At 67.6% G+C, this 17,901-nt stretch carries 18 protein-coding genes; 8 read left to right on the top strand and 10 right to left on the bottom strand.

The window, feature by feature from the left end; all coding sequences use genetic code 11:
• Nucleotides 1–35: 35 nt before the first annotated feature.
• The 4 genes from ACFC0O_RS31920 to ACFC0O_RS31905 form a co-directional block, all read right to left on the bottom strand.
• Nucleotides 36–1,148, bottom strand: coding sequence for a winged helix DNA-binding domain-containing protein (locus ACFC0O_RS31920; RefSeq protein ID WP_375964483.1), 1,113 nt, complete (start codon nt 1,146–1,148; stop codon nt 36–38).
• Between the two features lie 40 nt (nt 1,149–1,188).
• Entirely contained in the window at nt 1,189–2,163 is a 975-nt protein-coding gene (locus ACFC0O_RS31915; protein WP_375964480.1) for an NADPH:quinone oxidoreductase family protein, read from the bottom strand.
• Nucleotides 2,164–2,258: 95 nt separating this feature from the next.
• Entirely contained in the window at nt 2,259–3,956 is a 1,698-nt protein-coding gene (locus ACFC0O_RS31910; protein WP_375964478.1) for a serine/threonine-protein kinase, read from the bottom strand.
• A gap of 158 nt (nt 3,957–4,114) precedes the next feature.
• Nucleotides 4,115–5,767 carry a protein kinase gene (locus ACFC0O_RS31905; RefSeq protein ID WP_375964476.1) on the bottom strand — a complete coding sequence of 551 codons (1,653 nt, stop codon included), beginning with the start codon at nt 5,765–5,767 and terminating at the stop codon, nt 4,115–4,117.
• A 171-nt stretch (nt 5,768–5,938) separates the two neighbouring features.
• Between ACFC0O_RS31905 and ACFC0O_RS31900 the strand changes: the two genes are divergently transcribed.
• Together ACFC0O_RS31900 and ACFC0O_RS31895 are read left to right on the top strand one after the other, a co-directional pair.
• The gene (locus ACFC0O_RS31900; RefSeq protein ID WP_375964474.1) at nt 5,939–6,715 is read left to right on the top strand and encodes an acyl-[acyl-carrier-protein] thioesterase; all 777 of its coding nucleotides are present in this window, start codon (nt 5,939–5,941) and stop codon (nt 6,713–6,715) included.
• A 141-nt stretch (nt 6,716–6,856) separates the two neighbouring features.
• On the top strand, nt 6,857–7,630 hold the full coding sequence (locus ACFC0O_RS31895; RefSeq protein WP_375964471.1) for a hypothetical protein: 774 nt from the start codon (nt 6,857–6,859) through the stop codon (nt 7,628–7,630).
• A 67-nt stretch (nt 7,631–7,697) separates the two neighbouring features.
• On the opposite strand, the gene ACFC0O_RS31890 is transcribed toward ACFC0O_RS31895, so the two are convergent.
• The gene (locus ACFC0O_RS31890; RefSeq protein ID WP_375964469.1) at nt 7,698–9,368 is read right to left on the bottom strand and encodes an FAD-dependent oxidoreductase; all 1,671 of its coding nucleotides are present in this window, start codon (nt 9,366–9,368) and stop codon (nt 7,698–7,700) included.
• A gap of 227 nt (nt 9,369–9,595) precedes the next feature.
• On the opposite strand from ACFC0O_RS31890, the gene ACFC0O_RS31885 reads away from it, so the two are divergent.
• On the top strand, nt 9,596–10,087 hold the full coding sequence (locus ACFC0O_RS31885) for a histidine phosphatase family protein (RefSeq protein ID WP_375964467.1): 492 nt from the start codon (nt 9,596–9,598) through the stop codon (nt 10,085–10,087).
• Nucleotides 10,088–10,139: 52 nt separating this feature from the next.
• Here ACFC0O_RS31885 and ACFC0O_RS31880 read toward each other — a convergent pair whose 3' ends face one another.
• Nucleotides 10,140–10,340, bottom strand: a complete 201-nt coding sequence (locus ACFC0O_RS31880; protein ID WP_364642735.1) for a hypothetical protein — start codon at nt 10,338–10,340, stop codon at nt 10,140–10,142.
• 196 nt (nt 10,341–10,536) lie between these two features.
• Between ACFC0O_RS31880 and ACFC0O_RS31875 the strand changes: the two genes are divergently transcribed.
• Nucleotides 10,537–11,016 carry a MerR family transcriptional regulator gene (locus tag ACFC0O_RS31875; RefSeq protein WP_375964464.1) on the top strand — a complete coding sequence of 160 codons (480 nt, stop codon included), beginning with the start codon at nt 10,537–10,539 and terminating at the stop codon, nt 11,014–11,016.
• Between the two features lie 75 nt (nt 11,017–11,091).
• On the opposite strand, the gene ribA is transcribed toward ACFC0O_RS31875, so the two are convergent.
• Nucleotides 11,092–11,712: a GTP cyclohydrolase II gene (gene ribA / locus ACFC0O_RS31870; protein WP_375964461.1), complete on the bottom strand. Its 621-nt coding sequence runs from the start codon at nt 11,710–11,712 to the stop codon at nt 11,092–11,094.
• Nucleotides 11,713–11,862: 150 nt separating this feature from the next.
• Here ribA and ACFC0O_RS31865 point away from each other — a divergent pair, with 150 nt between their 5' ends.
• Genes ACFC0O_RS31865 through ACFC0O_RS31855 form a run of 3 tightly spaced genes read left to right on the top strand, consistent with a single transcriptional unit; the run spans nt 11,863 to nt 13,628 of the window.
• Entirely contained in the window at nt 11,863–12,345 is a 483-nt protein-coding gene (locus ACFC0O_RS31865) for a carboxymuconolactone decarboxylase family protein (protein ID WP_375964459.1), read from the top strand.
• Nucleotides 12,346–12,348: 3 nt separating this feature from the next.
• Nucleotides 12,349–12,660, top strand: coding sequence for a GNAT family N-acetyltransferase (locus ACFC0O_RS31860; RefSeq protein WP_364642747.1), 312 nt, complete (start codon nt 12,349–12,351; stop codon nt 12,658–12,660).
• Nucleotides 12,657–13,628, top strand: a complete 972-nt coding sequence (locus ACFC0O_RS31855; protein WP_375964456.1) for a pirin family protein — start codon at nt 12,657–12,659, stop codon at nt 13,626–13,628. The genes ACFC0O_RS31860 and ACFC0O_RS31855 overlap by 4 nt, the downstream gene beginning before the upstream one ends.
• Nucleotides 13,629–13,694: 66 nt before the next feature.
• Here ACFC0O_RS31855 and ACFC0O_RS31850 read toward each other — a convergent pair whose 3' ends face one another.
• Nucleotides 13,695–14,531: a helix-turn-helix transcriptional regulator gene (locus tag ACFC0O_RS31850; protein WP_375964454.1), complete on the bottom strand. Its 837-nt coding sequence runs from the start codon at nt 14,529–14,531 to the stop codon at nt 13,695–13,697.
• A 221-nt stretch (nt 14,532–14,752) separates the two neighbouring features.
• Here ACFC0O_RS31850 and ACFC0O_RS31845 point away from each other — a divergent pair, with 221 nt between their 5' ends.
• Nucleotides 14,753–15,760, top strand: a complete 1,008-nt coding sequence (locus ACFC0O_RS31845) for an aldo/keto reductase (protein ID WP_375964451.1) — start codon at nt 14,753–14,755, stop codon at nt 15,758–15,760.
• Nucleotides 15,761–15,786: 26 nt separating this feature from the next.
• On the opposite strand, the gene ACFC0O_RS31840 is transcribed toward ACFC0O_RS31845, so the two are convergent.
• Nucleotides 15,787–16,257 (bottom strand): DUF4442 domain-containing protein, encoded by a 471-nt coding sequence (locus ACFC0O_RS31840; RefSeq protein ID WP_364642756.1) that lies wholly within the window; start codon nt 16,255–16,257, stop codon nt 15,787–15,789.
• A gap of 68 nt (nt 16,258–16,325) precedes the next feature.
• Entirely contained in the window at nt 16,326–17,834 is a 1,509-nt protein-coding gene (mqo, locus tag ACFC0O_RS31835; RefSeq protein ID WP_375964449.1) for a malate dehydrogenase (quinone), read from the bottom strand.
• Nucleotides 17,835–17,901 lie beyond the last annotated feature (67 nt).

The raw sequence follows: 17,901 nt of genomic DNA, 5'->3' as shown, positions 1-17,901 counted from the left end.
GCCCGCGCGCCGGTATGACCGGGGGGGTGGTGCGGTCAGGGTTTGAGATCTGCGCCAGGGGCGAGGATTTCGACGACCGGGGTGCGGTCGGGTTCGACGAAGGACAGCAAGGCGTGGGCTTCGGCTTCGATGTCGGCGTGTTCCGGGCGGGTCAGGGTGCGGGTGGGGCTGATGCGGAGGCGGGCGGTGTCGCCGGTGGGGAAGATTTTGTAGAGGGCGGAGAGGTGGCCGTCGACCAGGATGGCGGAGACCTGGGAGGCGAAGGCGCGCAATGGCGGTGCCGCGCCGTCGGGGATGATGCGGGTGCGGTCCTGGTGTGAGAGCAGCGCGTTGTCGTACCAGCCGAGCAGGCGGACGGGGGCGGGCAGGTCCGGGTCGGCGAGTTCGGCGTCGGCGGCGTCGTAGAGGGTGCGGCCGCGGTCGTCGGTGTAGGTGCGGACGCGGTCGCCGAGTTTCGCGACGGCGGTCTTCAGGCCGGTGAGCCGAGACCAGGTCTGCATGTCCATGGTGGTCGCGGGGCCGAAGGCGCGCAGGTAGCGGAGCAGCAGTTCCTCGAACGGGTAGCCGGGGTCCAGGGGTGCGCCCAGCCAGGGTTCCACGCGCGACCAGACCGGGCGGCTGCTGTCCTTCCAGCGGCCGCGCGGCGGGGTTTGCAGGACGGGCAGCTGGTACAGCCAGGTTTGCAGCACCGCACCGGGATCGCGGTCCGGGTACAGCGCCGCGGCCTGGGCGCGCATATCGGCGGCGCTCATGGGTTCGTCGCCGAGCACCTTCTCGCCGTGCGCGCGCACCTCGTCGGGGTCGAGGCCGACCATGGCCCCGTAGTTGAATCCCTTACGGAACGGCACCTTTTCGAGCTCGGGCTGGATATGCGGTGCGATGCGCAACGCGTCCGGCGGTGTGACGAGGTGAATGGTGCCGCGCATCAACGTGATTCGCACCAGTGACCGGTCGTCCAGTGCCGCCGACACCACCGCGGGATCGAAATCGACCGTGCGACTCCATAATGCGATGAACGGCGGCAGCATGTCCTGCGCCTGCAGGCCGATCAGGTGGTCGCACAGCTGCGGCGCGGTGAGCGTGGAGCGCTCCAGCAGGTGCTGGCGCGCCAGCAGTGTGCGATTCAGAACCCGGTTGGTGAGCTTCACAATTCACGCACGCTACGGGAGTCCGGTGGTCCGCGAGTGCTCAGCGCAGGGTGACGACGACTTTGCCGGTGGCGGTGCGCTTATCGAGCGCGGAGACCGCCTCGGCGGTGTGCGCGAGGCTGTACAGCACCGGTTCGGGTGGCGCGATATCACCGTTGGCGAGCAGCGGCGCGACCTCGGCCCACTGCTCCTGCAGGTAGCCGGGATGCGACATCACCCATTCGCCCCAGGCCGCGCCGATCACCTCGACGTTCTTGAGCAGCAGGCGATTCACCTTCACGGTGGGGATATCGCCCGCGGTGAAGCCGACCACCAGCACCCGGCCCGCGGACGCGAGCGAGCGAATGCTGTCGGTGAAGCGGTCGCCGCCGACGGGATCGAGCACGATGTCCACACCGCGCCCGCCGGTGAGTTCCTTGACCGCGGCCAGCCAGCCGTCGGTGAGCACCACATCGGTAGCTCCGTTGGCGCGCGCGACCTCGGCCTTCTCCTCGGTGCTGACCACCGCGATCACCCGGCCCGCGCCGAGCGCCTTGGCCATGCGCAGCGTGGAGGTGCCGATTCCACCGGCCGCGCCGTGCACCAGCACGGTTTCGCCGGGGGCCAGGCGGCCGCGCTTGGTGAGGCAGAAGTGCACGGTCAGATCGTTGAACAGCACGCCCGCACCGGCCTCCAGGGAGACATTGTCGGGCAGTGTGAACACCATTTCGGCGGGTGTGACGGCGAGTTCGGCGGCGGCGTTGCCGAGCAGGGTCAGCGCGACCACGCGGTCACCGGCCGCCACGTGCGAGCCCTCGGGAGCTTCGCGCACGATGCCCGCGACCTCGCAGCCGACGATGTACGGCAGTTGCGGCTTCATCTGGTACTGGCCGCGCGTCATGAGCACGTCCGGGAAGGCGATGCCGGCGGCGTGCACCTCGATGACCACGCCGCCGGGATAGGCGGCGGGCTCGGGCATATCGAGCACCTCGATGCTCTCCGGGCCTTCCAGCTTGCTCACCACGGCTGCGCGCATGCCAACACTCCGATCAATCCACCTTTGGATACTCCGCCGAACGTAACCCATGGACCTGCGGCGTGTCACCGTCGGCGTGCCGGAGATTGCTGCGCTCAGCGATGCGAGTATTCGATCATCGTCTCGTTCGCCAGCACATTCCCGCCCTTCACGATGGTCAGGGTGGCCGCGGTGAGGCGATATTGCGTGCCGTCGCCGGGGTTGGTCGCGGTGAATCCGCCGCTGCCGTCGGGGACCGGATCGTCGAGTTCGATGCCCGCGCCGTCGCTGATGCGATAGCCCTTGTAGTAGTAGCGGCCGACGCCGGTGCGGCACACCAGCACCCGGGAGGCGGCGGTGCGGCCGATGGCGTAGGCCGGGTTATCGGCATTGCAGCGCGGGCTGCCCGCGAAACCCTGTGCGTCCGTACCGGATACCGCTCCGATGAACGGCGACAGCGCGGGGCTGGGCGTGGTGACCGGGGTGGTGGGCCGCGATATCGCCCCGGAGGTGGCGGTACCCGCATTGGTCGCGGTGAGCATGGTGGGCGGCGCGATCGACGTCCCGCCTCCGCCGGTAGCGGTGCCGCCATTGTCCTTGCCGGACAACAGCAACCAGCCCAGCACCCCGCCGAGCACCAGCACCATGCCGACCAGCGCACCGACCACCACCGGCATACTGCTGCGCGCCCGGGGCGGCAAAGGCAATGGGGCCGAAGGATGTTCGCGCGGCAGCCCGGTCGGCACGCCGTACCGCGTCGGCTGCGACGCCTGATAGTCGACCGGCCCGGACGGATGCCCGCCATACCCGAGCGTGCCACCTGGACCGGCGAAGCCCAGCGGCCCCTGACCGTAGCCGACCGGTCCGGAACCCGAGTCGGTGAAACCCCGCGAACCAGAGTCCTGGCCGGGATAACCACCCGGATCGGCGAAGCCGAGGGGGCCGGATCGCTGATCGGAGGTGCGGTTCGGCCGGGACGGATGTGCGGAGCCCGGGTAGGGGTTGGGCGGGACCACGACGGTCGCGGGGGCGGAGGTGCGGGTGATCTGGTTCTCGGCGTGCAGGACCGCGGTGCGGGCGGCGCGGGCGAGTTGTCCGGCGGTGGCGTAGCGGTGGGCCGGGTTCTTCGCCATCGCGGTCGCGATGACCTGGTCGAATCCGGCGGGTATGCCGGGGCGGGCGCTGGGGCGCGGCGGCGGGGTCATCATATGCGCGCGGATGGTGGCCAGATTGCTGTCGGTCTTGAAAGGTATTTCGCCGGTGAGGCTTTCGTACAGCACGCAGCCGAGGGCGTAGATATCCGCGCTCGCCGAGACCGCGGCGCTCTGCTCGAACCGTTCGGGGGCCATATACGCGAATGATCCGATGGCGCTGCCCATACTCGTCAGCTGCACATCCGATTCCGCGTGCGCGATACCGAAATCCACCAGGTACGCGAACAATTCGCCGGTGAGCAGAATATTCGCGGGTTTGATATCGCGGTGCACCAGGCCGATCTGATGCGCGGCGTCCAGTGCGGCGGCGATCTGCTCCACCACGGTGACCGCGGACTGCGGCGGCAGCGGCCCCTCCTCGGACAGGTGGGCCTTGAGATCGCGGCCGCGCACCAGGCGCATATCGATGAACAGGACACCGTCCACCTCACCCCAGTCGTGCACCGGGATGACATGCGGTTCCTGCAGGCGGGCGGCGGTATGGGATTCGCGGCGGAAGCGCTCCACGTAGGTGGGCGATTTCGCCAGTTCCACATCCAGCAGTTTGAGGGCGACCGTGCGATCGCGGACGGTGTCGTAGGCCTCGTAGACCTCGCCCATCCCCCCGACGCCGAGTAGGCGTCGCAATTCGTATTGTCCGAACCGAGCTCCGGCCCTGTCTCCTGCGGCCACGGGCGCAGCCTCCCCTGTCTGTTTCCAGCCCCAGGAAAAGGCTACGGCGCGCGAGCCCCGGTGTCATGACCCTGAAGGAACCGGGTTCAGCGATGCGCGTATTCGATCATCTGCTCGTTCGCGAGTTGAGTGCCGTCCTTGTCGATGGACAGCGCGGTCGCGGACAGGTGATACCGGGTGTTGTCGGCGGTGTTGACCGCGGTGAACCCGCCGGACCCGTCCGGCGTCGGATCGTCGATCTCCTTGACCGCGCTGTCGCTGATCCGGAAACCCTTGTAGTAGTAGCGACCCGCGCTGGTCCGGCAGATGAGCACCCGGGACGCGGCGGTGCGGCCGATGGCGTACGCCGGATCGTAGGCGTTGCAACGCGGCCCATCGGTGAAACCCTGTGCGTCCGTGGCGGATACGGTTCCGCTGAAGGGCGCGAGGGTGCGGGTGACGGGTCCGGTGGTGCCGGTCGCGGTGGTCCCGCCCCCGCCGCCGCTACCGTGCACCAGCAGCCAGGCGAGCACAGCACCGGTCACCAGCACCCCCACCAGCAGTGCTCCGATGAGAATCGGCCGCGAGCCACGCTCGCGCGGCGAGGAGGGCAACGGGGCGGACGGGTGCTCACGCGGCATCACCGGGTGCGGCTGGACCTGTGACGGCACGGATGGATGTGCGCGCGGCACGCCGGGGCGCGGCGGCTGAACCGCTGCCGGTACGGGCGGTCGCTCCACCGGGTCGGCACGCCGCTGCCCGGGTCCCGGCACGGGACGCTGCGGGCCCGGCTGCGGGCGTCCATGCGGAAGCGCCTGGGGGACAGCGGATTCCGGTGGCGTGGTGATTTGCGGCCGGGTTTCGGGCAGGGGCTGCTCGTCGCCGGGGCGTACCGGCGCGAATTCGGAGAGGGCGGCGCGCGCCGCGCGGGCCAGGTCTCCGGCCGTGGCGTACCGGTCGGCCGCGTCTTTCGCCATGCCGGTGGCGACCACCCGGTCGAAACTCGGCGGCACCCCCGGCCGGGCGCTGGGGCGCGGCGGCGGGGTGAGCATATGCGCGTGCACGGTGGCCAGATTGCTGTCCCGCAGGAAAGGCGGCCGCCCGGTGAGGCTTTGGTACAGCACACAGGCGAGCGCGTAGATATCGGTGCTCGCGGAGACCGCGGTGTGGTGTTCGAAACGTTCGGGGGCCATATACGCGAAGGAGCCGATCGCGCTGTTGGCACTGGTGAGCTGCACATCCGATTCCGCGTGCGCGATACCGAAATCCACCAGGTACGCGAATAGTTCGCCGGTGAGCAGAATGTTCGCGGGTTTGATATCGCGGTGCACCAGACCGCTCTCGTGTGCGGCGTCCAGGGCGGCGGCGACCTGTTCGATCACCTCGACGGCCTGCTGCGGTCGCAGTGGTCCGTGCGCGGTGAGATGGTCGTGCAGATCCTGTCCGCGGACCAGGCGCATATCGATGAACAGCACGCCGTCCACCTCGCCCCAGTCGTGCACCGGAATGACGTGCGGTTCCTGCAGGCGGGCGGCGGTGCGGGATTCGCGGCGGAAACGTTCCACATAGGTGGGTGATTTGGCCAGCTGGGTATCGAGCAGTTTCAGCGCGACCGTGCGATCGCGAACGGTGTCGTGGGCCTCGTACACCTCGCCCATACCGCCGACGCCCAATAGTCGCCGCAATTCATATTGCCCGAATCGCGTTCCGGCCCTGTTCGTTGCGGCCACCCGTGTGCCCTCCCATGGTGCTGTCCTCAACGGGAAAAGGCTACGGGCCGGGCTTCCGGCTGTCATTCCCGGGCGCACGTCGGTCCCGGCTGATAGGAGTATCGGACGACTCGACGCGAGTGTGTGACGCACGCCCCGTAAAGTCATGTCACAGCAAGCACCGCACGAAACGCGGCACACCGTGCAGCGCGAGGAGCACCAGTGTCACACGATCAGCCACTAGCCCCGCTTCCCCAGGAGGGCATGGGCTTCGCTTCGGCGTGGCCCGTCCGGGCTGGCGACGTGGACCCCTATCAGCGGTTACGGTTCGATGCCATCGCCCGCTATTTGCAAGATATCGCCTGGGAGGAAATGCATTCCGGGTTCTTCCATCGCACCGATCCGGCCTGGATCGTACGGCGCACCGTGGTGGATGTGGTCAAACCCATCCACTGGCCGGACCGGGTGGAATTGACCCGTTGGTGTTCGGCCATGTCGACGCGGTGGACGAATATGCGGGTGCGCATCACCAGCGAGAACGGCGGTCTCATCGAGACCGAGGGCTTCTGGATCAATATCAACGAGTTCACCAATATGCCGACTCGCATCAGCGATGAGGGCCTGGCCGAACTCGCCCGCACCACCAGTGAACATCGATTGCGCTGGCGGCCCTGGCTCGTCGATCACACGCCGCCGGAATCGGATACCGATCTGACCTATCCGGTGCGCGCCACCGATATCGACCAGTACAACCACGTGAACAATGCCGCGTATTGGCAGGCCGTGGAGCAGTATCTGGTGGATTATCCGAAACTGGTGGCGGGACCGCATCGCGCGGTCATCGAATACATCGCGCCGGTGCTGGCGCGCCAGCATGTGACCGTGCGCAGCCGCTATGAGCCCGGCGATCGGACCGGGCATCCGGTGCTGCGGCTGTGGTTCGTGGTCGGCGGTATCACCACCACGACGGTGCGGATCGGGCCGCTGCCGACGGTATGAGTCCGGGCGCGGGATCCGCGGGCGGCCCGAATTCGCTTGGTTGCCGGACATTCCCGGCAAAAGCGCAATCGCTGAATGTTTGCCTGCCACACTCTCCGCAACCGATCGCCATCCGGTGATCGAGGACAGGAGATCACCGGCATGAGACTCACCCGCTGCGCGCTCATCGTGGTCGCGCCCGCGCTGATCGCCCTCACCGCGTGCGGGCATTCCTCGGATTCGGCCAAGAGCAGCGGCACTTCGACCACCAAGCCGACCACCACGACGGCCGGTGCGACCACCACGATCGGCGGTAAGCCGGTACCGCCGCCGACCTTGCCGCCCAATCCGACCCGACCGCCGGTGCCCACCACGCAGACCCTCTCCGATGCCGATTGCGGGCCGATAACCGGAGCCAATGGCGCGAGCGCGAATGTCATCGCGTACGCCAATCAGGCGGGCCGCCCCGGATGTACCGAGGCAATTACCGTCGCCAGCGATTACGTCAACGCCACCCGCACCGGCGATGCGGTCCAGGTGGACGGCTGGACCTGCGAACCGCAGCCGGACACCGTGATTCCGCACATCTGCTTCAAGGACGGTTTCCTCATCGGCCTGCGCGGTGCGGCGGCACCCAACCCGCCCGTGCCGCCGACTACACCGCCGCCCACCACGACACCGGCCAAACTCGATGACGTCAACTGCGGCACCGTCACCGACGCGGGCGGCGGCACCCGCACGGTGATCGCCGTCGCCACGCCCGCCGGGCGCGTCGGCTGCACCGAGGCCATCAATGTGGCGACCACCTACGCCCGCACCATCAGCGATACGGACGCCGCCACCATCGACGGCTGGTCCTGCAATGCCCAGCCCGATCCGGCCACACCGTCCGCGTGCGCCAAGGACGGCCTCACCATCGCCCTGCGCGCCAATTGACGCACCCTCGAATACGACTGCGGCCCATCCGAATCGGATGGGCCGCAGTCGTATGAAGGTACCGCGATCAGCCCTTGGCGGCCTTGAGCAGATCCGCCAGACTGGTGAACTTCACGCGGGGGCGGCCGGCGGCCTTGCCCGCGGTGCGCTCGGCCTGATCGATGGCCTTCCAGCCCTCGCGGCCGACCATATCGGGCTGCCGCTCGGACAGCAGCGCGTCCAGGTCCGCGCGATTCGACTGCGGGGCAGCGAGTTTGCCGGCGGTGAAATCGGCGATCAGATGATCGACGGTCTCCTGCGAATCGACCCGGTTGGAGCCGATGACGCCGCGCGGGCCGCGCTTGATCCAGCCCGAGACGTACACGCCCTGCACCGGATTGCCGTCGGCGTCCACGACCCGGCCCGCGGCATTGGGCACCACGCCCCGGGTCTCGTCGAACGGGATATCGGCGATGGGCGCGCCGCGGTAGCCGATGGACCGCAGCACCAGTGAGGCTTCCAGCTTGTTGGTGCGCTCCGAGGGGCGGGCCACGGTGCGGCCGTTCTCCTCGACGAGTTCGTTGTGCACGTACTCGACCGTCTCCACCTTGCCGTCACCGGTGATGGCGGTGGGGGAAACCAGGTAGTGGAAGACGATTCGCTTATTGCCCGGCTTTGCCGTCGCGCCCGCGTACTCCTTGGCGAGGGTGTACTTGAGCGCCAGCGACGGTTCCACGTCGGCGTGATCCAATTCGGCCTGGCTGGCCGGATCGAGCACCAGATCGTTGGGGTCGACGATCACGTCGACGCCCTTCAGATGCGCCAGCGCCAGGAACTCCGAGGAGGTGTACGCGGCCTGCAGCGGACCGCGACGACCCAGCACCACCACTTCCTTGATGTTGCTGCGGCGCAGCGCGTCCAGGGCGTGATCGGCGATATCGGTCTTGGCCAGCTCGTCCGGATCGACGGTCAGCACGCGCGCGACGTCCAGGGCCACATTGCCGTTGCCGACGATGACGGCCCGCTCGCCCGAGAGGTCGAATTCGCGGTCCGCGAAATCCGGATGCCCGTTGTACCAGGCCACGAACTCGGTGGCGGAGTGGCTGCCGGGCAGGTCCTCACCGGGTACGTCGAGTTTGCGGTCGGTGGAGGCGCCGTGCGCGTAGAGCACGGCGTGGTGATGCGCGAGCAGTTCCTCGTGCGAAACGTGCTTGCCCACCTCGACATTGAGGCGGTACTGCAGCGCGTCCCGACGGAAGGCGGATTCGAACAGGCTCGCCACCGACTTGGTGCCCGGGTGATCGGGGGCGACACCCGCGCGCACCAGGCCGTAGGGGGTGGGCAGGCGATCGAACAGCTCGACCTCGACATCGGCGCGGCGCAATAGCTCCTCGGCCGCGTAGCACGCGGCCGGTCCCGCACCGACGATCGCGACCCGCAGGGTGCCCAGATCCTTGGGCGCGCGAGTCGGCGGCACCAGCGGTTCGAAGTTCGATTCCAGGGGATGCCGCACGAAGTACGCGGCATTGATGTCCTTGAATCTCGCCAGCGACGCCAGTAGGTCGTCCTCGGAGAAGATGGCGTCGACCGGGCAGGCGTCTACGCACGCGCCGCAGTCGATGCAGGTATCGGGGTCGATATAGAGCTGTTCGGTCGAGGCGAACTCGCGTTGCTCAGGGGTGGGACGAATGCAATCGACCGGACACTCGGGTACGCAGCTGGCGTCGTTGCAACAACGCTGCGTGATCACATAGGCCATATCTCGCAGATCCTCGAAACAGTCGCGTGGTGCTACTCCGCTCGGGGTTCGAGCAGGGCGGGTAGAACACGTTCTAATATATCGGCGCTCCGGAGCCTTGCGGCACGCAGGTGTGGCACCACCATTCAGTGTGCCTCGAGTGTGAGGCGCGTCTCCTGCCGGGAGCGGGATCGGTTGATGTGAGACCAGTCTCGGCAGGTAGAACGGCGGGGCATACCGTAGTGCGCATGGCACGGACTCTCATCTTGATGCGCCACGGCAAATCCGGCTACCCGGACGGCGTGGCGGACCATGAACGACCGCTCGCGCCGCGCGGTCTGCGCGAGGCCGGACTGGCCGGAGACTGGCTGCGCGCCACCCAGCCGCCCATCGACGCGGTGTACTGCTCGACCGCCACCCGCACCCGCGAAACGCTCGCCGCGACCGGCATCACCGCCCCGGTGACGTACGAGAAATCCATCTACGAGGCGTCGCCGCACGCGCTCATCGAATTGGCGCGGCTGGCGGACGAATCGGTGCGGACGCTGCTGATGATCGGGCACTCCCCCGGGATGCCGTGGACCGCATGGGAACTGGCCGCCAACCGGGATTCGGCCGCGGCGGATCAGCTCAGCACGAAATTCCCCACCTCGGCGCTGGCCGTCCTGGAATTCGACCGCCCCTGGGCGGACATCGACACCGGCACGGGCGAGCTGGTCACCTTCCACGTGCCGCGATAGCACTCCGCGACCCGGGGAGGCGGTGATCGCGGGTGGTGCCGGGAGATGCGGGCTAGCCGAGTAGTTTGCCCCGCCAGACGACCACGCCGCCCACCACGAGCAGCAGCAGGAGCGCCGGGAAGAACCCGAGCAGCCACCACACGACGCCGAATACCGCGACCACCGGCAGTGCGGCGATGGCCGCGATGACCGGCTGTTCCTTCACGGTCTCCAGCGCGGAGCGCGCCCGAACCCGATCAATGTCTTTTGCCATGCCCCCAGCGTAGGCGCGTATCGGCCGCTATTCAGTGTGGAAACGAACCTCGCACCCCGGCACGCCGGAGCAATCGCGGCCCCGGCCGAATCCGGGCAGAATGGGCTTGCTTGGAGTGCACTCCAAGTCGGTAGCGTCGATGCCGGGGCCGAGCGCCCCGGCGGCGGTGAGAGTCCAGGCACGGAAGGGTGGGCAGATGGGTTCGACAGCATCGTTGGAGGCGTCGGTTCAGCACGGCCCCGAGTACGAGCGGCCGCGCTATTCGATCGGCGAGGTGTCCGAGCGCAGCGGGCTCACCCGGGACACCCTGCGCTGGTACGAGCGCATCGGCCTGCTGAACTACGTCGGCCGCGATCACGCCGGGCAGCGCCGGTTCAACGATCGCGATCTGGATTGGCTCTCGCTCATCGGAAAACTGCGCCGCACCGGCATGTCGGTGGCCGATATGGTGCGCTACGCCGAACTCGTGCGCGCGGGTGAGCACACCTTCCCCGAACGCCTGGACATGTTCCGCCACACCCGCGCGGAGGTACTCGCCCAGATCGAGGAGCTGAAACAGACTGTCGCCGTACTGGATTGCAAGATCGCCCACTACGAGGGCGTTCCGGGGCCGGACTGGCGCACCGTGCTCGCGTGCACTCCGATCGCCGATCAGGAACTCACCCGCACGACCTGAGCGCGCCCCCGCAGGAGCATGAAACGAATCGAGCCCGTCACCGGAAAGGTGACGGGCTCAACGCGTTTCGGCCACTCAGCCCGCGAGGCTGATGGTGTGGCCGGTGTGGTCGACCTTGGCGCGCAGGTAGCGCAGGTTGTCCGGCGTGGAATGCACACCGGTCGGGACGGTATCGCGCAGCCGCACACCGAGTTCGGTCAGCTGGCGCGCCTTCTCCGGATTGTTGGTGAGCAGATCCAGTTCGCCGACGCCGAGCGCGCCGAGCATCTGCGCGGCGGCGGTGTAGTCGCGGGCGTCCTCGGGCAGGCCGAGCGCGGCATTGGCCTGATAGGTGTCCAGGCCGCCGTCCTGCAGCGCGTAGGCGTCCAGCTTGTTGTAGAGCCCGATATCGCGGCCCTCCTGGCGCAGGTAGAGCAGGATGCCCCCGGCCTCGCTGATCAACTGCACGGCCTCGCGCAGTTGCGGTCCGCAGTCACAGCGGGCGGACCCGAAGACATCGCCGGTCAAACACTCCGAATGCAGTCGCACCAGCGGGGTGTCCCCCGCCTCGCCCAGGATCAGTGCCAGGTGTTCGCGTCCGTCGGCGAGACCGTCGAAGGTGACGGCCTCGGCGGTGGTGGCGTAGCCGTCGGCGAAGGTCAGCGGTATCCGTACGCGGGTGCGGACCCGCGCACCATCGCTCGCTGTTGGGCTCATGGCCGCTCCGAGATTCGTGATCGACATTCTGCGGTGTCGCAACCTCGGCGGGCCGCCCGGTATTCCGAACACGCCCCAATTCAGAATCACAGGCCGTGATCGCCGAACCGGAGGGCGGGGTTCAGCTTCGCGGCATACGATGCCTCCACTATGCAGTCGCTCGTATCCCATGACCGTGTCTGGATAGACAAACAGACACCAGAGGTCTTTCACGCGCTCAACAGTGTGGCCGCCGCCGTGCGAAACGCCGCTGCCGCAGTCGATCTCGGCCGGGCGGTGATGGAGTTGGTGAACGTGCGCGTCTCCCAGCTCAATGGCTGCGCCTACTGCCTCGATGTGCACTTCCGGGCCGCTCAGGAGGCCGGGGTCACCACCCAGCAACTAGCCGTACTGGACGCTTGGGAGCGCAGCCCGCACCTCTACTCCGACCAGGAGCGGGCCGCGCTCGTCCTCGCCGAAACCGTCACCGCGCTACCGGGCGAAGCGGCCATCGAACTTCAGTATGCTGCTGCGCGGCAACACCTGTCGGATGACCAGGTGTCCGTCCTCATCTGGGCCGCGACCACGATCGGCGCCTTCAACCGGGTCTCGATCATGAGCAAGCATCCGGTGCGGGTACGAAAGGAGAACTGAACAATGAGCGAACAAGCCGTGGCGGCGACCGTCGTCCGCAATGACTCGCAACACCGCTATGAAGTCTGGTACGGCAACTCGCTCGCCGGCTTCACCGAATACCGCGAGCGCGATAACGACACCATCTTCATCCACACCGAGGTGGATCCCGCGTTCGGCGGCAAGGGCCTGGGCAGCGTACTCGCCCGCCAAGCCATCGAGGATGTGATCGCGCGCGGGCGCGTCATCGTGCCGCGCTGCCCATTCATCAAAGCCTGGCTGGACAAGCACCCCGACTACGATGAGCACGTGGTCGGCAAGGGCATCAAACGATGAGTGACCTGGAATCGCATCCGGAGGAATCGCTGTGCGAGGCCTCCGGGCGGCCCGGTCCGCGCGCGGTCTTCTTCCCCTCCCGTGAGGTGCCGCTCGGCGGCGTGCGCGGTGTGACCGTATTCCGGTCGCTGCCGCAGCGCGATCTGCCGACCGTCGGCGCGTGGTGCTTCCTGGACAATTTCGGATCCGGGTCGGAGGCGCATCCGGACGGGCACGATATCGATCCGCATCCGCATATCGGATTGCAAACCGTCACTTGGCCTTTGAACGGGCGCATCCGGCATCGCGACAGTGTCGGGTCGGATGTGGAGATCCGGCCGGGGCAGTTGAACCTGATGACCTCCGGGCGCGGGATAGCGCATTCGGAATATCGGGTGGCCGGGCACGAATCGGGGGCCGGACTCCAGTTGTGGATCGCGCTGCCGCGGGAAAGCGCCGGTGTCGCACCGCATTTCGAACAGCATCGGGATCTGCCGGAGTTCAAGCTGGACGGGCTGCACGGTGTGGTGCTGATCGGCTCGCTGGCCGGGCACACCTCACCCGCCACCGCCTACACCCCGATCGTCGGCGCGGACCTGAACGTCGACGCGGGCGCGGAACTCACGCTGCCGCTGAACCCCGAATTCGAGCACGCGCTGCTGGTCATCGAGGGTTCGATCACCGCCGACGGCACCGAGGTCACCCCCGGCAGCCTGTTCTACCTGGGCAGTGATCGCACCGAACTGCCGCTCACCAGTGGCGCGGGCGGGCACGCCATCCTGGTCGGCGGCGAACCCTTCGCCGATGACCTGGTCATGTGGTGGAACTTCGTGGCGCGCAGCCACGAGGAGATCGAGGACGCCCGAAACGCCTGGGAGGCACACGATCTCGTGCGCTTCCCGGATATCGAGGGCCACACCCCGGACCAGCGCATCCCCGCGCCACCACTCCCGCCGCTGCATCTGAAACCCCGCAAGCGCCGCTGCTGAGCGCCTGCCCCGCACCATGATTCGGCCCCGGACCGTACGGTCCGGGGCCGAATGCGTGAAAGTCGTTCAGAGCGTGAGCGTTTGGGTGCCGATGACGCGGAGCAGGTCGAGCTTTTCCTGGGTGTCGGTGCCCGGCTTGGGGTAGTAGACCAGGAGGCGGCGGGTGGCGCTGGGGGTGAGCAGGGGTTCGCAGACCAGGTCCAGCAGGCCGACCTCGGGGTGGATCATGCGCTTGTTGTGGCCGGAGCGGTCGCGGATCTCGTGCTCATCCCAGAGTGCCTCGAATTCGGTGCTGGCGGAACGCAATCGGGCCACCAGCTCGGTGACGTCGGCATCGCCGGAGCGGGCCGCGGCGGTGGCGCGCAGGCCCGCCACGTGATTGCGGGCCATGGTGTCCCAATCCTCCACGGGGAACTTCTCGCGCTCCGGCGGGGAGGTGAACCACAGCCACGGGACGCAGCGGTCCAGGCCGCGCCGCTGCGAATAGTCACCGGAGATCAGCGTGTGCATGCGGTTCTGAACCACGAACTCGCCGAGGTCCGAGACCACGCAGGCGGGCGTGTCATCGAGCTTGGTGAGCACGTGCAGAATGCCCGGGCCCACATGGGTATCGCCGCCGCGCGCGGGCGGCTGCTGCCCGGCCAGGTGGTAGAGGTGATCGCGCTCGTTATCGGTGAACCGCAGCGCCCGCGCCAGCGCGGCCAGCACCTGCGTGGACGGTCGCGGCCCGCGCGCCTGCTCCAGCCGCGTATAGTAATCGGTCGACATACCCGCGAGCATCGCCACCTCATCGCGGCGCAGTCCCGGCGTGCGACGCCGCGGGCCCTCGGGCAGCCCGACGGCGGCCGGTTGCAGGGCCTCTCGATGCCGCCGCAGGAAGTCGGCTAATTCGTCGCGATTCACTCCCCCACTCTCCCGCGTCCGCGCCCACCTATCCAGGTACCAACGATCCCTGCCTCGCCCGCACCGGCTCGACACCTCGTATCCCGCCATGCTCACACCCTGGCCGCCACGGGGTTACGGCACGCGAATCGCCTGGTCCGAGCGCGCGGGAACCAGGGATCGCCGATCCCTGGATGAGCGGTCCTCTCCCGATCCTCGGATTCGGGGCGCAGGCTCGTGTCATGACCAAGAACCTCAGCACCGTTCAGCTCGGCACGACCGGGCCCGTCGTTTCGCGCATCGGCCTCGGGGCCATGGGAATGTCCGGAATGTACGGGGCCAGTGACGAGGCGACCTCGATCGCCACCGTGCACGCGGCCATCGACTCGGGCGCGAACCTCATCGACACCGGCGACTTCTACGGGATGGGGCATAACGAAGCGCTGATCCGCCAGGCGCTGACCGAGCGCAAGCGCGAAGACGTGCTGCTCAGCGTGAAATACGGAGCGCTGCGCGGGCCGGGTGGCGAATTCGGCGGGGTGGATACCCGGCCCGCGGCGACGCGGAATTTCCTGGCGTACTCCATGCAGCGGCTCGGCACCGATTACATCGATATCTACCGCCCCGCGCGGCTGGACCCGAACGTGCCGATCGAGGAGACCGTCGGCGGGCTCGCGGAGCTGGTGCAGGCCGGATACATTCGGCATATCGGCCTGTCCGAGGTGGGCGCGGAGACGCTGCGCCGAGCCGCCGCCGTACACCCGATCGCCGATCTGCAGATCGAGTACGCGCTCATCACGCGCGGTATCGAGAAGGAAATCCTGCCCGCCGCACGGGAACTCGGCATCGGCATCACCGCGTACGGGGTGCTCTCGCGCGGCCTGCTCAGCGATTCCCTGCGCGGCGGAGCGCAATTCGCGCCGAGCGACTTCCGCGCGCACAGCCCGCGCTTCCAGGGCGAGAACCTCACCGCCAACCTGCGATTGGTGGAGGCGCTCGCCGAGATCGCGGCGGCGCACCAGGTGAGCGTGGCGCAACTGGCCATCGCCTGGGTGCTTTCGCGCGGTGACGATATCGTGCCGATCATCGGCGCGCGCCGCCCCGAACGCTGGACCGAAGCCGTTGCGGCCGTGGACATCCAGCTGTCCGAGGCGGAACTGGCCGCGATCGAGGCGGCCGTGCCCGCCGACCAGGTAGCGGGTGGCCGCTACGCCGAAGCCCAGATGGCCATGCTGGACAGCGAGCGCTGATCCGCTAACGACGAAGGGCGGGGCTGCTACTTGCGGCGGGGGCGGATGACGGCGGTGAAAGCGGCTGAGGCTACGGCTTTTCCGGTGCTGTCGGTGATGGTGACCGGGACCTCGAGTTCAATTTCGGTGTGGGACTGGATATCCGCGCGGGTTTTGGCGACGAGGTCCGGGTCGAGCACAGAGGTCGCGGTGAACGGGCCGAGTTCGCCCTTGGCGCGGGCCAGATAGGTGATGCGGCCGTCGCGGGCGACGATGAAGGTCTCGCCCATCAGGTCGACGATGCCGGAGATGGACGCGCCCATGGCGGCGGTCTCGGCGAGGCCGAACAGCAGGGCGGCGTGGATATCGCCATTGTGGTTGAGGTGTTCGGGGCGCGGAGCCATGGCGACCGCATTGCGGCCGCTGGCGAATTCCACCGCCTCGATACCGGTGAACTGGATGAAGCCGAGCTTCTTGAATCCGGCCATCACCAGATCGCCCATGGTGGCGCTGTCCATCGCATCTCCTACAGAAATTGAAACGTGTTCCAATTTCTATACCGGGTGCGGGGCGATGTTGTCCATGGTCACGGCAGATTGTCCGGGGCCACCAGCCCCAGCACCTCCGCCGTGCGCGACATGGTGTGCCGCGCCAGCCGGGTATCCGCGGCCAGACTCTGCCCCAGCGAGGGGATCAGATCGCGCAGCGACGCCGTCCACAATCCGCGGTAGCGCGGGAAACACCGCTCGAGCACATCCAGCAGGATCGACACCGCCGAGGACGCCTCGGACGACGCGCCCAGCACCCCCGCGATACTGCCGTCCGCGGACGACACCACCTCGGTGCCGAATTGCAGTACACCCCTGCCGTTCGCGTCACGCTTGACCAGCTGGGCGTACTGCCCGGCCTTGATCATGGTCCAGTCACCGTTATTGGCGGCGGGCGCGAATTCGCGCAGTACCGCCATCTTCCGGCCGCGGGTGGCGGTCATCTGGGTCAGCAGCAGCCGGATCAGCCCGGAATCGCCCTTGTGCACCGAGGCCAGCGAACCCACATTGTGTGAGCGCAGCGAGGCCGCGGTATCGAGCATCGAACCGTGCTTCAGGAGTTTCGGATTCGCGCCGGCATAGGGTCCGAACAGCAGTGCGCGTTTACCGTCGATCACGCGAGTATCCAAGTGCGGCAGCGATATCGGCAGCGCCCCGCGCTTGGCCCGGCCGTACACCTTGGCATGATGCTGGGCGACGAGTTCGGGATTGTCGCAGCGTAGGAATCGCCCGCTCACCGGAAGCAGTCCGTAGCCCTGCACCTGCGGAAGTCCGGCATTCTGCAGGAGTTTCAGCGCCCAGCCGCCCGCGCCCGCGAAAACGAATCGGGTATCCACCCAGCGGGTGAGGCGATCGTTATCGGTGAACTGGTGAATGCGCAATTGCCAGGAGCCGTCATTGTTCTTGCGCATGCCGCGGACTTCGCACCGCCGATGAACCTCCACCCCGGACGCCTCCAGGTGCGCGAACATCTGCCGGGTGAGCGAACCGTAATCGACATCGGTGCCGGTGACATCGCGGGTCACCGCGAACGGTTCGTACAGGCCGCGGCGCTCGGTGAGCAGCGGCGCCCAGCCCTCGATGGTCTTGGATTCGGCACTGAACCGCATTCCGCTGAAAAGCGGCTGGGCGGACAGAGTTTCGAATCTGCGCCGCAGATAGTCCACATCGTCGGTGCCGTGCACCAGGGCCATATGCGGCACCGGATTGATGAAAGTGTCCGGCTTACCCACTATTTCGGCCTCGACCAGCGAGGCCCATAATTGCCGGCTCTGCTGGAAATGCTCATTGACGCGGATCGCCTCGGCGATATCGATACCGCCGTCCGGATTCTCGGGCGTGTAGTCGAGTTCGCACAGTCCGGCATGCCCGGTACCGGCATTGTTCCAAGGTGCGGACGCCTCCGCCGCGAGTTCGGGCAATCGCTCGTACACCGCAATCGACCAGGTCGGTTCCACATGTTTGAGCAGGATGCCGAGTGTCGCGCTCATGATCCCACCGCCGACCAGCACCACATCGTAAGGACGCAGGGCCGCTTGCGTATTCATAGTCATTGTCTCCGGAGAACCCCATTGGACTTGTAGAGCGTTCGGAGCACGCTAACAAGCATCCCGT

The organism is Nocardia sp. NPDC056100, assembly GCF_042266325.1.
In the GTDB taxonomy this organism is placed as follows: domain Bacteria; phylum Actinomycetota; class Actinomycetes; order Mycobacteriales; family Mycobacteriaceae; genus Nocardia.
The sequence above is the reverse complement of the archived record's forward strand: the minus strand, read 5'-3'. Positions and strand labels throughout refer to the sequence as shown.